Genomic DNA, 14,016 nt, shown 5'->3' on the forward strand with positions numbered 1-14,016 from the left:
GACGAGCGCGGGGGCGACACATCACGGCGCGCACCGTGGGGCGGCCGAAGGGGACACCGAGAAGCGGCGGTGAGGGTTCCGAAATATCCGGCTGCCGGGCTGATCGCTCAGAGCGAACAACGGGCCGGGAACATCGGCGGGCCTCCAGGCATTGAGTCTGCATAGCTCAACTTGCCTGCCGAAGGGGAGATCATGGCTTCGATGTCCACACCGCTCACTCTGCCCGTGCTGCCCCTCGACGACGAGGTGGTACTGCCCGGCATGGTGGTGCCGCTGGACCTGTCCGACAGTGAGGTACGAGCCGCGGTGGAGGCCGCCCAGGCCGCCGCCCGATCAAGCGGCAGCGGCGGCGGCAAGCCGCGTGTGCTGCTGGTGCCGCGCGTCGACGGGACATACGCGGGCATCGGCACGCTCGGCACGATCGAGCAGGTGGGCCGGCTCTCCGACGGCGACCCGGGCGCGCTGATCCGCGGTGTGCGCCGGGTGCGGATAGGGGCGGGGACCACCGGCCCCGGCGCCGCGCTGTGGGTGGAGGGCACCCAGGTCGAGGAGATCGTTCCGGATCCGTTGCCCGGCTCCGTCACCGAGCTGATGAAGGAGTACAAGGCCCTGGCCGCCAGCTGGCTGCGCAAGCGCGGCGCCTGGCAGGTCGTGGACCGGGTGCAGCAGATCGACGACGTCGGCCAGCTGGCCGACAACTCCGGCTACTCGCCGTTCCTGTCCGTCCAGCAGCGCGTGGAGCTGCTGGAGACGGCCGACCCGGTGGCGCGGCTGAAGCTGGCCCTGGGCTGGCTGAGCGACCACCTCGCCGAGCAGGACGTCGCCGAGTCGATCGCCAAGGACGTCCAGGAGGGCGTCGACAAGCAGCAGCGCGAGTTCCTGCTGCGGCGGCAGCTGGAGGCGGTCCGCAAGGAGCTGGCCGAGCTCAACGGCGACCCGGAGGACGAGTCCGGGGACTACCGGGCCCGGGTGGAGGCGGCCGACCTTCCCGAGAAGGTGCGGGAGGCCGCGCTCAAGGAGGTCGACAAGCTGGAGCGGTCCTCCGACCAGAGCCCCGAGGGCAGCTGGATCCGCACCTGGCTGGACACCGTCCTGGAGCTGCCCTGGAACGAGCGCACCGAGGACGCGTACGACATCACCGGCGCCAAGGCCGTGCTCGACGCCGACCACGCGGGCCTGGAGGACGTCAAGGAGCGGATCACCGAATACCTGGCGGTGCGCAAGCGCCGCGCCGACCGGGGACTTGGCGTGGTCGGCGGCCGGCGGGGCGGCGCGGTGCTGGCCCTGGTGGGCCCGCCCGGCGTCGGCAAGACCTCGCTCGGCGAGTCGGTCGCCCGCGCGATGGGGCGCAAGTTCGTGCGCGTCGCGCTCGGCGGCGTCCGCGACGAGGCGGAGATCCGCGGCCACCGGCGTACGTACGTCGGCGCGCTGCCCGGCCGGATCGTACGCGCCATCAAGGAGGCGGGCTCGATGAACCCGGTCGTCCTCCTCGACGAGATCGACAAGGTCGGCTCCGACTACCGCGGCGACCCCGCCGCGGCCCTGCTCGAGGTCCTGGACCCGGCGCAGAACCACACCTTCCGCGACCACTACCTGGAGGTCGAGCTCGACCTGAGCGACGTGGTCTTCCTCGCGACGGCCAACGTCCTGGAGGCCATCCCCGAGGCGCTGCTCGACCGCATGGAGCTGGTGCGCCTGGACGGCTACACCGAGGACGAGAAGGTCACCATCGCCCGCGACCACCTGCTGCCGCGGCAGCTGGAGCGGGCCGGCCTGGAGCCGGGCGAGGTGACCCTGGCCGAGGACGCGCTGCGCAGGCTGGCCGCCGAGTACACCCGCGAGGCGGGCGTACGCACCCTGGAGCGGTCCATCGCGCGGCTGCTCCGCAAGGTGGCGGCCCAGCACGAGCTGGGCGAGCGGAAGCTGCCCTTCACGATCGACGCCGACGAGCTGCGGCCGCTGATCGGCCGCCCGCACCACACCCCCGAGTCCGCCCAGGACCCGGCCGAGCGGCGCACCGCCGTGCCGGGCGTGGCGACCGGGCTCGCGGTCACCGGCGCGGGCGGGGACGTGCTGTTCGTCGAGGCGTCGCTGGCCGACCCGGAGACGGGCGGCGCGGGGCTGACCCTCACCGGCCAGCTGGGCGACGTGATGAAGGAGTCCGCGCAGATCGCGCTCTCGTTCCTCCGCTCGCACGGCGCGGAGCTGGAGCTTCCGGTCGGTGATCTGAAGGAGCGCGGCGTCCACCTGCACGTCCCGGCGGGCGCGGTGCCCAAGGACGGCCCGAGCGCGGGCATCACCATGACCACGGCCCTGGCCTCGCTGCTCTCCGGCCGCCAGGTGCGCCCGGACGTGGCGATGACCGGCGAGGTCTCGCTGACCGGGCGGGTGCTGCCCATCGGCGGCGTCAAGCAGAAGCTGCTGGCGGCGCACCGGGCCGGGGTGACCACCGTGATCATCCCGAAGCGCAACGAGCCCGACCTGGACGACGTCCCCGCCGAGGTCCTGGCGGGGCTCGACGTCCACCCGGTCTCGGACGTCCGCCACGTCCTGGAACTGGCCCTCACCCCGGCGGCCACCCCGGCCGCCCCGGAGGTCCCGGTGGCGGCGTGACGGACGCCACCGGTACGCCGGCCCGGGGCTCCCGTTCGCACGGGAGTTCCGGGCCGCGCGTGTCGTGAGGGCCGTCGTATCGTTGTACCAACCGGTCGCACGCATTCGAGTTGCGGCGGGGAGGAGCGGCACGGTGATCGTCAGCGAGTTCACCTTGGACAGGATGTTCGAGGCGCTTGAGAAGATGCCGGTCCCCGAGGGATTCAAGGTGGAGATTGTCGACGGGAACATCTTCACGTGGCCCCAGCGGGAGACCCATTGGGAAATCACCATCGGCATCATCGACCAGCTGTGGACGCGATACCCGCACAAGCGGCTGATGTCCGATGTGCGGATCGACTACCCCGGCTATCTCAACGGCTTCGCCACCGACGTGACGCTGCTTGCCGAGAGCGCCGGCAAGGACTCCAGCGGCAACTGGCGCTACCAGGATGTGGAGTTCGTGGCCGAGGTGATCTCGAAGCGTACGGGCATGAATGACTACGGCTCGAAGAAGGCGACCTATGCCACCGCCGGAGTCCCCGTCTATCTGATCGCCGACCCGTATGTCGGCCGGTGCCGACTGTTCACCCAGCCCAAGGACGGCGAATACCAAACCGAAGTGACCGTCCCCTTCGGCAGCGAGCTGGACCTGACCGACACCGTCGTCGGTCTGACGCTCAAGACCGACGAATTCCCCCGGGACTGAAACGGACTGAAAGCCCGTCGCCCCCCAGCGCACGGACAGCCGGGTCCGTGCGCCGGAGGGCGGAAGCGCCGAGGGTGGGGCCGCGGGGGGCGTCAGCCGTTGGCGAGGGCCTGGAGGCGGTCCAGGGCGCCGTTGAACTGGTTGTGGTCGCCGACCGTCGCGCCCGACGAGGTGTACTGCCAGATGGTGTGGAAGCCCCAGCCCGCCGGGAGTTCACCGACGGAGGAGCCGTAGCGCGGGATCCACAGCGGGTTGATGCTGCCGAAGGCGCTGGAGTTGCCCGTGCAGCTCTTCCACCAGCTGGTCGAGGTGTAGATCACCGGGTCGCGGCCGGTCAGGGACTTGTAGGTGTTGGTGAAGTCCTTGATCCAGGTGACCATCGCGCTGGCGCTCTTGCCGTAGCAGGTGGCGCCGTACGGGTTGTACTCCATGTCGAGCGCGCCGGGGAGCGTCTTGCCGTCCTTGGACCAGCCACCGCCGTTGCTGACGAAGTACCTGGCCTGCGCCGCGCCGGTGGAGTTGTCCGGCAGGGCGAAGTGGTACGAACCGCGGATCATGCCGACGTTGAATGACCCGTTGTACTGCTGCGCGAAGTACGGGTTGGTGTAGCTGGTGCCCTCCGTCGCCTTGACGTAGGCGAAGCGGACTCCGCTGTTCCAGAGGGTCGACCAGGCGACATTGCCCTGGTGGCTGCTGACGTCAACGCCTTCGACGGAGGCGAGGAGCCCCGGCGGTTCCTCGCCGCTCGTGGAACCGCCTTCGTGCTTGAGTATCTGGGAGCCCGCCCAGTGGTCCTCTGGGTTGGGTTTCTTCCCGCTGTCCGCGGCCGTGGCCGTACCGGAGAGCGTGAAGCTCGTCGCGAGGAGCGCGGCGAGAATGCCGAACAGCGCGGTGAGGGTGCGCCGGGTCGTGCCAGGTCTGTACTTGGGCATGGCGTGCCTCCGAAGGCCTCGTGTGGGGAGAGGTGCACGTGTCTGTCATTGGTGTGGCCATGTCACTCTGACGCTACGGGCGTAGACGCTACGGGCGTAGATACGCGGCGCGGAAGGGGGTCGGGTTGCTGCCGTTGGTCTAATCCTGCGAAATACTGGCGGAGCTGCGGCGACGACCGCGCTTGGAAGAAACTTTCAGGCCATGAAAATCCGGAGAGGGCTCTGACGTGCATAATAACGGGGCATTGCCCCCCGAGGGGGGTGAGGGACGCACCATGGGTGGAATTGGTGTAGACCATGCATTCCTGGCTCTGGAGCGCGAATTGGCGGTTTTCCTTCGCCGAGCCCGCGCCTCTTCGGGTGAATTGGCCCGGGAAGTCCACCCGGAGCTGGAATCCGCCGCGTACGGACTCCTGATGCGGCTGGAAGACGCCGGAGAACAGCGGGCCACGGATCTCGCGGCCTACTTCGGCGTGGGCAAGGCGACGATGAGCCGCCAATTGCGCGCCTTGGAGGATCTCGGGCTGGTGGCACGAGCTCCCGACCCCGCGGACGGGCGGGCCTTCCTGGTTCAGTTGACGGATGAGGGGCGGGCCCGGTTCCGTCGGGTGCGCGGCGCCCGGCGCACGCGGTACGCGCGCCGCCTCGCGGCGTGGGAGCGCAGCGAGGTGGCCGAACTCGCCCGGCTGCTGCACCGGCTGAACTCCGTACAGCTCACCGACGAGCCCGGCCAGGGCGCACGTCCGCCACAGGAGTAGGGCTCTCATGTACGTCAGGATCGGCGAGGTCCGCCGATCCGGCGACGTGGGTGTGGCGACGGGAGTACGCCGGGCCGCGCGCGGCCCGGCGCACGGGGGTGTCGGATGCCCCTAGAGCTCGGCGAAGACGATCGCCGCGTCGTCGTGGGTCTTGCCGCGCGGGAAGCCCGTCCGCTCCGGGTCGGCGCCCTCCGCCGCCCGTACCCGGTCGATCAGCGACTGCGGGCCCTCCTTGCGCAGCAGGGCGATCCACTCGGCCCAGTCGCCCTCGCGGAACACCTCCACCCATCGCGCCGCCCCGTCGGTGAGCGCCGCCAGCGCGCGCGTCCCCGCGCGCGGGCGGGTGCCGGTCACGGCCCTGCGGGCGACCGCGGGGTCGGCGGCGGCGGTGAAGAAGCCGCCCTCGACATTGCGCAGCGGGGCCAGCGGCCGCCGGCCCGCGGCGCGGAGCCGGTCGATCCGGTCGTCGAGCACGGGAGTCACCGTGCCGTCCGTCCCCTCGATGAGCAACGCGGAGTCGGAGAGCACCAGATGCTCGATCCGCTCCGTGTCCCACCGCACCGCGACGACCGTCGCCTGCGGCGTTCTAACGTGAGAAAGGTCACATTCGGGACCGTGGGCCGCGGCCGTCCGCTCGATCGCGCGTGAGAGGCAGTCCGTCAGCGGCATATCGCGTCGCGAACCGGACAGTTCGAGCAGCGCCCCGCCCAGCCGCGCGGTGAACCAGGGCACGCCGTGGACGCATCCGTCGTCGTCCTCGGGGGGCGTCACCCCGTCCAGTACCACCAGCGCGCCACCCTGCCCGGACGCCGGCAACGCTACCGACGCGTAGTCCTCGTTGGGGATGTGGGGATCACCGGGGGCGGTGGCGAGTTCGATGCGCATTCGGCCAGTCTGCCGGATCGGGTCCGTCGCCCCCGGCCGGATAGGTGGCGGAGTCGTTTGCCGGATTGGTCGCGATTGACGGTTCCCGGGATGTGTGGGGGAGCATCCTGTCAGGAGGTCAGGTGATTTCCAACCCGTGAAAGGTTGAAGGAGGGTATGGCCCGCGACCGAAGTTTGGTGGTCAACTACGCAATGCGGTTCACTCGTTCAGGGTGGCTGGAACGGATGATCCGATCCATCCCAAGCCCTCCTGAAAGGGTCGGAACCCCTACCAGAGGTGGGGGAGCGAGCACAATTGTTGAACCGTCGTCACCTCTGGAACCACAGTGGGTCGGGCGAGAAAAGATTGTGAGCACCGGTGCGGAAGAAGCGGCTTCGGGGCAGCAACCATGAGCAGGGCGGCGAGCCACGCCGGCAGGAGGCGTCGCCGCAGCGCAGCACCGCACGCGTCCGTAACCGGCTCGCCGTGTCCGTCGCCATCGTCTCCCTCGCCGTCCTCGGGGCCGGGGCCCCGGCCGTGCTCGGCGCGCTCGACGACACCACCGACGCCCAGAAGCTGGTCGACCTCGCCGAGACCAACCGCGGCGCGGTGACCCTCTCCCACGCCCTCGCCGACGAGCGCGACGCCATGACCGAGTACGTCGCGGCCGGGCGCAACTCCGCCTCCGGCGCCGGGGTCTCCGAGAGCCAGCGGGCCCGGGTGGACCGGCAGGTCAAGGAGGTGGGCCCGAGCACCCCCGCCGAGGTGCGGCGGCTGCTGGACGCGCTGCCCAAGGTCCGGCAGCAGGCGCTGACCGGCAACGGCTCGGCGCTGGACGTGTACGAGAGCTACACCGAGACCATCCAGGCCCTCGGCGGCCTCGCCGACACCCTGGCCCGCAGGCTGGAGGCCGGCGCCGACGACGGCTCCGCGGCCGCGCTGGCCCCCCTCGGCCGCGCCACGGAAGAGGCCTCCGCCACCCGCGGGCTGCTGCTCGGCGCGCTGGCCGCGGGCGGCAGCCAGCCCAAGCTCACCTCGGCGGCCCAGCGCACCAATGTGAGCGAGCAGTCCGCGCTCTCCGACTTCAACCAGCTCGCCCCGTCCTCCGTCCGCGACCGCTTCGCCCGCACGGTCAACGGCACCGAGGTCACCGCGGCCGAGCGCTATATCGCCCGCCTCACCGACCAGCCCCAGCTCTCCGACACCGACCGGTTCCTCAGCGACGAGCGCGTCGAGTCCAGCCTGTCCGCCCGTATCGACCGGATGCGCGGCGTGGAGTCCTCGCTGGCCACCGCCGAGATCGAACATCTGGAGAAGCTGCGCGACGACGAGGTCACCGACCTCGAGGTGGGCATCGGCCTCCTCGGCGCCTGTCTGCTGCTGGCCATCGGCGCCAGCGTCCAGGCCGCCCGCTCGATGACCCGGCCGCTGGCCGCGCTGCGGCTCGGCGCGCGGCGGGTGGCCGCCGACCCGGTGGCCGAGGAGCCGATCGCCTTCAAGGGCCGCGACGACGAGTTCGCGGAGGCCGTGCGGGCCGTCAACCAGATGCACCAGGCCGCGGTGCGCGAGCACGAGCGCGCCCTGAAGCTGGATGCCGAGCGGACCCGCCTGATCGAGGAGCGGCGGAAGCTCGCCGACGAGCGGTCCGAGCTGCGCCGCGAGCGGGACGCGGTCGCCACCCGCCTCGAGGGGCTGCGGGCCCGCGTCCACGGCAGCTTCGTCAGCCTGGCGCTGCGCACCCTCGGCCTGATCGAGCGCCAGCTGACCATCATCGAGCAGATGGAGGAGCGGGAGCAGGACCCGGACCGGCTCCAGACCCTCTTCCAGCTCGACCACCTGGCCACCGGAATGCGCCGCTACGGCGAGAACCTGCTGGTCATCGCGGGCTCCGAGAACAAGGCCGCGCACCCGGGGCCGGTGCCCCTGCTGGATGTGCTGCGCGCCTCGATCAGCGAGGTCGAGCGCTACGACCGGGTGCAGATCCAGTCCCTGCCGCAGCACGCCCAGGTCGCCGGCTACGCCGCGGACAGCATCAGCCACCTGGTCGCCGAGCTGCTGGAGAACGCGACCACGTTCTCGCCGCCCGACACCATGGTGCAGATCGCCGGCTGGCTGCTGGAGAGCGGCGAGGTCATGCTCTCCGTCCAGGACGAGGGCATCGGCATGACGCCCGAGCGCTTCGTCGAGCTGAACGGCCGGCTGGCCGACCCGGTGCCCGAGTACTGCCAGGGCCCGCAGCCCGAGGACCCGCTGGGGCTCGGCCTGTACGTGGTGACCCGGCTGGCCGCGCGCCACGGCGTACGGGTGCAGCTGCGCGAGCAGAAGCCGGGCGGGGTCGCGGCCGTCGTGGTCCTGCCGACCAAGATCCTGCCCGCCGGTCCGCCCGGCGCCGGGCTGCCGCCCGCCGTGCCCGCCGGCTCGTCGTACGGCGGCGCCTCGCTGCCGTCCTTCCCGGGCTCGGTGGCCGAGGCCAACTCCAACACCCTTCCGGGGCAGGTCCGCCCGGCCCTCACCGCCTCGGGGACCTCCGCGGCCGACCTGGAGTCGCCGCGGACGCTGTCGCACCGGCGCGGTGGGCGCCTGGGGCTGCCGCGCCCGGGCGCCGCCACGGAAGGCGCCGACGGCCCGGCTCGTACGGCGGCGACCCCCACCGGTACGCCGTCCGGCGGGCCGGCCCAGGACCCGCGGCCCGGGACGGCGGACCCCGCCGCGGCGGCCGCCCCCGGCCTCGAGTTCGCCCAGGAGCCGACCCCGCCGCGCGGCCACCCGATGCCGTCCGACGGTGGGACGCTGCCCATGCTGCCGCGGCGCGCCGCGAAGCAGGACCCCGACCCGCTGGTGGAGGCCGCCGAGCGGACCATCCAGCTCTCCGGGCGCCGGGGCGAGACGGTCCCCGACCCGCGTCGGCCGGCCCAGCGCGGCGGCGGTGACACGATCGGCGGCCACGGCATGCGCCCGGTCGGCGCCGACGCCTGGGGCCCGATCGCCGACGCGCCGATCGCCGACGGCCCGGCCGCCGGCGTACCGGCTCCGGCCGGGCCCGCGGACGCGACGCGGTCGGTCACCGGGCCGTCTCTGATCGAGCGCGCCGAGCACACCCGGCCCGGGGTTGAGCCCTCGGCGACCGCCGCGACCGGCCAGGACGCGGCCCACCAGCCCGGGTTGCCCCAGCGCCGTGCGGCGGCGGACGCCCCGGACGGGGCCGGGACCGCGCTGTCCGGGGTGCCCGGGCAGCGGGCCCCGGAACAGGCGGCGGCGCGCGAACGGGGCCTGCCCGAACGGCGCCTCACGGACAAGGGACTTCCCAAGCGCACCCCGAGGAACGTGGCCCTGCCGGAACCGGATCCGCAGGAGCGCACGGGCGCGGTGAACGCCGAGGAACTTCGGCGCAGGCTCGGCGGTTTCCAGAAGGGCGCGCGCGAAGGACGCCGCGACGCCGAGGCCGAGTTCGCGGGTCGTGGCCCGGCGGGGGAGCGGCAGCGGGGACAATCGGGGGCGCAGGACGAGGGTGGCACGGTTGAGGAGGCACGCAGGTGAATGCGCCCAGTAGCACATATGGGTTGAGTTCTGAGGCCCGTAATCTGCATTGGCTGCTGTCGAATCTGGTCGAGGAGGTGCCCGGCGTCCGTTCGGTCGCCGTCGTCTCCTCCGACGGGCTGATGCTGCTGTCCTCGGACGCGCGGCACGCCGCGGCGGCCGTGGAAGCCGCGGACCCGACGGCCCAGGACGGCCCGAAGGGGTCGAGCGCCGACCTGGCGACCATCGTCTCCGGCCTCGGCAGCCTGACGCTGGGCGCGGCCAAGCTGATGGACGGCGGGCTGGTCAAGCAGACGATGATCGCGATGGACCAGGGCAGCCTGTTCGTCATGTCGATCAGCGACGGCTCGCTGCTGGGCGTGCACGCCACGCCGGACTGCGACATGACGGTGGTCGCGTACCACATGGCGCTGTTCGTCGGCCGGGCCGGGCATGTGCTCACCCCCGAGCTCCGGACCGAGTTGCGCCGGTCCCTGGAGTCCGCGCAGTGACGTCCGCGTCCCACAAGGCCGCCCGCGTACGCCCGTACTCGCTCACCGGCGGCCGGACCCGCTCCGGCCATGTGCTGCTGGTCGAGACCTTCGTGGCCACGCTGGAGACCCCGGACGGGGCGGTCGAGCCCGCGCTCAGCGGGCCGGCCTCCCGGATGGTGCCGGAGATCCGCGCCATCATCGACCTCTGCCGCCGGATGCGCTCGGTCGCGGAGGTCTCCGCGCTGCTCAAGATTCCGCTCGGTGTGGTGCGCGTGCTCCTCAGCGATCTCGCGGACCAGGGAAAGATCCGCGTGTACGGGACCGGGCGGAGCCCCGGACAGCCGGAACGCGCGTTGCTCGAAAGGGTGCTCAGTGGACTTCGCAGACTCTGAGACGATGACGGTGGCACCGGTGCGGGTGCCGAACATACCCGGGGCCGACGAGGCGCTCCAGGGGTGGCAGACGGACCGTTCGCGGGCCCCTATCGCCACCAAGATCGTCGTCGCGGGGGGTTTCGGCGTCGGCAAGACGACGTTCGTCGGTGCGGTTTCGGAGATCACACCGCTTCAGACCGAGGCGCTGATGACGCGGGCCAGCGAGGACGTGGACGACCTCGCCGCGACCCCGCAGAAGCTGACCACGACGGTCGCGATGGACTTCGGCCGGATCACGCTCGACTCCGACCTGGTGCTGTATCTGTTCGGCACCCCGGGCCAGCAGCGGTTCTGGTTCATGTGGGACGACCTGATGCGCGGCGCGATCGGCGCGGTGGTGATGGTCGACACCCGGCGGCTGGAGGACAGCTTCCCGGCGCTCGACTACTTCGAGAGCTGCGGGCTGCCGTACGTCATCGCGGTCAACCACTTCCACGGGACGCCGGAGTACGAGCCGGAGGACGTGCGGGACGCCCTCTCCGTACCGGCCAAGGTGCCCGTGGTGAGCATGGACGCCCGCAACCGCATTTCGGTGGCCGACACTCTGCTCGCCCTGGTGAGGTTCGCCGTGGACGTCTCGCCCGAGTGACACGGGCCCGGCCATGCGCAGGATCCTGATCGTCGGGGCCGGTCAGTCCGGGCTCCAGCTCGCCCTGGGGCTCCAGGCCCTGGGGTACGACGTCACCTTGATGTCCAATCGCACGGCCGACGAGATCCGCGGCGGCCGGGTGATGTCCACCCAGTGCATGTTCCACACCGCGCTCCAGCACGAGCGCGATCTGGAGATCAACTTCTGGGAGGAGCAGGCCCCGCGCATCCAGGGTCTCGGCGTCTCGGTCGCCGGTCCCGTCACCCCGCTGGGGCATCCGCGCCTGGTCGACTGGCTGGGCGAGCTGGACGGCTACGCCCAGTCCGTCGACCAGCGGCTGAAGATGGCCGGCTGGATGGATGCCTTCGAGCGGCGTGGCGGCCGGCTGGTCATCCACGGCGCCGCCGTCTCCGACCTGGACTTCCTGGCGGCGCGGTACGACCTGATGCTGGTCGCCGCGGGCAAGGGCGAACTCGGCGCCCTCTTCGGCCGGGACGCCGCCCGCTCCCCGTACACCACCCCGCAGCGCGCCCTCGCCGTCGCCTATGTCCACAACCTCGCCCCCCGGCTCGAACACCCCGAGCTCGAAGCGGTGCGCTGCAATCTGGTGCCCGATGTGGGCGAGCTGTACGTCATGCCCGCCCTCACCAACTCCGGGCGCGCCGACATCCTGTTCTGGGAGGCCATCCCCGGCGGCCCGGCCGATGTCTTCGGCGGCGTCACCGACCCCTCCGAACACCTGGCCCTCACCCTCGAGCTCATGGAGTGGTTCACGCCCTGGGAGTACGGGCGGGCCACCAGGGTCGAGCTGACGGACGCCGGCGGCACGCTGTCCGGGCGCTACGCCCCGACCGTCCGCGACCCCATCGGCTGGCTGCCGGGCGGCGGTCTGGTCCTCGGGGTGGCCGATGTCGTGGTCACCAACGACCCGCTCACCGGGCAGGGGTCCAACTCCGCGGCCAAGTGCGCCACCTCGTATCTGGAGAGCATCGTCGAGCACGGCGACCGGCCCTTCGACGAGGCGTGGATGCGGCGGACGTTCGGGCGCTTCTGGGCGACGGCGCGCCACGTGACCAAGTGGACCAACGCGATGCTGGCCCCGCCGCCGGAGCACATCGTGCGGCTGCTGGGCGCGGCGGGCCAGCTGCCCGCGGTCGCCCACCGCTTCGCCAACGGCTTCGACGACCCGGCCGACTTCGAGAACTTCTTCTACGAGCCGGACAAGACCGCGGCGTATCTGGAGGAGGCGGAGGCCGGGGCCGCCGTAGCGGATACGGACGGCGAGTTAGTCGCCGAGTCGGTCGGCGAGGCGGTTGGTGAGCCCGAGAGCGAGGCGGCCGAGCAGGTGGGCTGAGTGCGGCCGGGTCGCCGTCAGCCCTTGGTGGGGCGTACGGCGCCGCGCAGCGGGTTGGACGCGATCGGGGACAGCTTGACCCGGCCCCCTGGGCGCGGGGCCTGCACCACCATGCCGTTGCCCGCGTAGATCGCCACATGGCTCGCACGCTTGAAGTAGACCACCAGATCCCCGGGGCGCAGCCGGTTGAGTTTCACCCGCGGCAGCCGGCGCCACTGCTCCTGGCTGGTGCGCGGGATGCGCCGCCCGGCGTGCGCCCACGCCTGGGAGGTCAGCCCCGAGCAGTCGAAGGAGCGCGGCCCCTCCGCGCCCCAGACGTACGGCTTGCCGATCTGCTTCAGCGCGTACCGCAGCGCCCGCTGCCCGGCCGCCTTGGAGGCGGAGGCGCGGCGGGGCGTGCGGCGGTGGACGGTCTCCTTGGGGCGCCGGGGCGGGGTCTCGGAGGCCTCGGGCTCGGGGGTGGGCTCCGAGGGGGTTTCCTTAGGAGTTTCCTTAGGGGTTTCCTTGGGAGTTTCCTTGGCGTCGGTTCCGCTGCCGGTGTCGCTGCCCGTGTCGCTGTTCGCGTCGGCGCCGGTGTCGGCGTCGTCGGTCTGCGGGTCGGGGGCGACGTCGTCCGGGTCGGTGTCGGGCGCGATGTCGGGCGCGATGTCGGGCACCGGGGGGTCGAGGGCCCCCGAGTCGAGCAGCTCGCGCTGGGCCTTCTCGGTGTCCTGCCGCTCCCGTTTCTGGATGGCCCGGATCTGGCGGCGGCTCAGCGAGGCCAGTTTCACTTCGATGGCGGTGAGGCGTTTCTCGACCTTGTCCCGCTGTTTCTTCCGTTTGGTCGCGAGGGACAGCTGTTTCTTCAGCGAGGCCCTGGCCTGTTGGACCAGCCGTGCCGCGTGTACCTCCCCTCTGGCCAGCCGTTCCATCAGGAGCGCCTGGCGGTCGGCGGCCCGGCCGAGCACGCGCGTCTGTTCGGTGACCTGGTCGGGGCTGGGGGACAGCAGCGCCATGAGGAAGAAGTACGAGGAGAGCTGGGTGTGGCCCTGGTACTGCTCGCGGGCCAGCCGCCCCACGTCGTCGTGGCTGAGGGCGAGCCGGGAGCGGGTGCGGGCGAGGGCGGCGGCCAGCGCCCGGGTCTTGGTGCGCTGCTTGCGCAGCTTCTCCTCGGTGGCGTTGTACGCCTCGGTCGCCTCCTCGGCCTTGCGGTACGCCGTTTTGAGCTGTGTCAGCAGCTCGGCGACGGACTGCTCGGCGGGGGCGGCCGCGGCGGGCGCTGACGGGGCGGGGGCGACCACCGCGGCGGCCGCGGTCAGCGCCACCGCGCAGACCGATCTCACGATGCGTCCTGACACGGTCTCACCTCCGGGCTCGACGACCTCGGGGCGATCGTGACATGACCAGTCGTATATTCGGGAGAATTGTTGGCAGTCTGGGCAATACGGTCACCCGTCCGGCGGCCGGTCCGCGTGCCCGTTCCCTCGCATACACGTACGAGCCGACGCCCTGTCGTGACGTCAGTCAGGCTTTGACCAGGGCCATTTCAGCCGGTGCGGCTTGCCCTCCGGGTCGTACTCGTAGCGCCACCCGCGCACCAGGCCCAGCCGCCGCGAAGTGGCGGCCGGCACCCGGCGGTAGACGTACACCGTCGGCGCGCCGCCGCCCTCGTCGGGGACCGGCACCTCGTATGTCTTCGGCGGCTGCCCGGTCAGCCCGGTCAGCACCGGCAGCACCCGGCCGTCCAGCGGCCCGCCCACAAAGGGCGTCTCCTCGCTTCTCACCGCACCAGTC

At 71.9% G+C, this 14,016-nt stretch carries 12 protein-coding genes; 8 read left to right on the forward strand and 4 right to left on the reverse strand.

All coding sequences use genetic code 11. The features are described 5' to 3' along the window. Positions 1–192 precede the first annotated feature (192 nt). Positions 193–2,613, forward strand: a complete 2,421-nt coding sequence (gene lon, locus ACH4S9_RS11845; protein WP_398371372.1) for an endopeptidase La — start codon at positions 193–195, stop codon at positions 2,611–2,613. 163 nt (positions 2,614–2,776) lie between these two features. Continuing rightward, positions 2,777–3,301, forward strand: a complete 525-nt coding sequence (locus ACH4S9_RS11850; RefSeq protein WP_361191432.1) for a Uma2 family endonuclease — start codon at positions 2,777–2,779, stop codon at positions 3,299–3,301. A 92-nt stretch (positions 3,302–3,393) separates the two neighbouring features. Here ACH4S9_RS11850 and ACH4S9_RS11855 read toward each other — a convergent pair whose 3' ends face one another. Continuing rightward, entirely contained in the window at positions 3,394–4,233 is an 840-nt protein-coding gene (locus ACH4S9_RS11855; protein WP_311728881.1) for a lysozyme, read from the reverse strand. 275 nt (positions 4,234–4,508) lie between these two features. Here ACH4S9_RS11855 and ACH4S9_RS11860 point away from each other — a divergent pair, with 275 nt between their 5' ends. Beyond that, complete coding sequence (locus ACH4S9_RS11860) at positions 4,509–4,991, forward strand: MarR family transcriptional regulator (protein WP_311728880.1); 483 nt, start codon at positions 4,509–4,511, stop codon at positions 4,989–4,991. Between the two features lie 111 nt (positions 4,992–5,102). On the opposite strand, the gene ACH4S9_RS11865 is transcribed toward ACH4S9_RS11860, so the two are convergent. After that, positions 5,103–5,876 carry a hypothetical protein gene (locus ACH4S9_RS11865; protein WP_398371375.1) on the reverse strand — a complete coding sequence of 258 codons (774 nt, stop codon included), beginning with the start codon at positions 5,874–5,876 and terminating at the stop codon, positions 5,103–5,105. A 358-nt stretch (positions 5,877–6,234) separates the two neighbouring features. Between ACH4S9_RS11865 and ACH4S9_RS11870 the strand changes: the two genes are divergently transcribed. The 5 genes from ACH4S9_RS11870 to ACH4S9_RS11890 are packed head-to-tail and all read left to right on the forward strand — an operon-like array spanning position 6,235 to position 12,243. Next, on the forward strand, positions 6,235–9,393 hold the full coding sequence (locus tag ACH4S9_RS11870; RefSeq protein ID WP_398371377.1) for a nitrate- and nitrite sensing domain-containing protein: 3,159 nt from the start codon (positions 6,235–6,237) through the stop codon (positions 9,391–9,393). Continuing rightward, positions 9,390–9,884: a roadblock/LC7 domain-containing protein gene (locus ACH4S9_RS11875; RefSeq protein WP_311728877.1), complete on the forward strand. Its 495-nt coding sequence runs from the start codon at positions 9,390–9,392 to the stop codon at positions 9,882–9,884. Before ACH4S9_RS11870 ends, ACH4S9_RS11875 begins: the two co-directional genes overlap by 4 nt. Further along, entirely contained in the window at positions 9,881–10,258 is a 378-nt protein-coding gene (locus ACH4S9_RS11880) for a DUF742 domain-containing protein (protein WP_311728876.1), read from the forward strand. The genes ACH4S9_RS11875 and ACH4S9_RS11880 overlap by 4 nt, the downstream gene beginning before the upstream one ends. Beyond that, entirely contained in the window at positions 10,239–10,889 is a 651-nt protein-coding gene (locus ACH4S9_RS11885) for an ATP/GTP-binding protein (RefSeq protein ID WP_385343153.1), read from the forward strand. The genes ACH4S9_RS11880 and ACH4S9_RS11885 overlap by 20 nt, the downstream gene beginning before the upstream one ends. A 13-nt stretch (positions 10,890–10,902) precedes the next feature. Beyond that, entirely contained in the window at positions 10,903–12,243 is a 1,341-nt protein-coding gene (locus ACH4S9_RS11890; protein ID WP_398371380.1) for a styrene monooxygenase/indole monooxygenase family protein, read from the forward strand. 17 nt (positions 12,244–12,260) lie between these two features. Here the strand turns inward: ACH4S9_RS11890 and ACH4S9_RS11895 are convergent, their stop codons facing one another. Together ACH4S9_RS11895 and ACH4S9_RS11900 are read right to left on the reverse strand one after the other, a co-directional pair. After that, the gene (locus tag ACH4S9_RS11895; protein WP_385343149.1) at positions 12,261–13,565 is read right to left on the reverse strand and encodes an NlpC/P60 family protein; all 1,305 of its coding nucleotides are present in this window, start codon (positions 13,563–13,565) and stop codon (positions 12,261–12,263) included. Positions 13,566–13,742: 177 nt separating this feature from the next. Further along, a complete protein-coding gene (locus tag ACH4S9_RS11900) occupies positions 13,743–14,006 on the reverse strand; it encodes a hypothetical protein (RefSeq protein ID WP_311728872.1) in 264 nt (87 codons plus the stop codon). Positions 14,007–14,016: the final 10 nt, after the last annotated feature.

It is taken from the genome of Streptomyces sp. NPDC021225 (genome assembly GCF_044332865.1).
GTDB lineage: Bacteria > Actinomycetota > Actinomycetes > Streptomycetales > Streptomycetaceae > Streptomyces.

Excerpts from the sequence above, each read along its gene's own strand:
- ACH4S9_RS11860 (WP_311728880.1), top strand. The coding sequence starts at position 4,509 with ATGGGTGGAATTGGTGTAGACCATGCATTCCTGGCTCTGGAGCGCGAA.
- ACH4S9_RS11850 (WP_361191432.1), top strand. The coding sequence starts at position 2,777 with ATGTTCGAGGCGCTTGAGAAGATGCCGGTCCCCGAGGGATTCAAGGTG.
- ACH4S9_RS11855 (WP_311728881.1), bottom strand. The coding sequence starts at position 4,233 with ATGCCCAAGTACAGACCTGGCACGACCCGGCGCACCCTCACCGCGCTG.
- lon (WP_398371372.1), top strand. The coding sequence starts at position 193 with ATGGCTTCGATGTCCACACCGCTCACTCTGCCCGTGCTGCCCCTCGAC.
- ACH4S9_RS11890 (WP_398371380.1), top strand. The coding sequence starts at position 10,903 with ATGCGCAGGATCCTGATCGTCGGGGCCGGTCAGTCCGGGCTCCAGCTC.
- ACH4S9_RS11865 (WP_398371375.1), bottom strand. The coding sequence starts at position 5,876 with ATGCGCATCGAACTCGCCACCGCCCCCGGTGATCCCCACATCCCCAAC.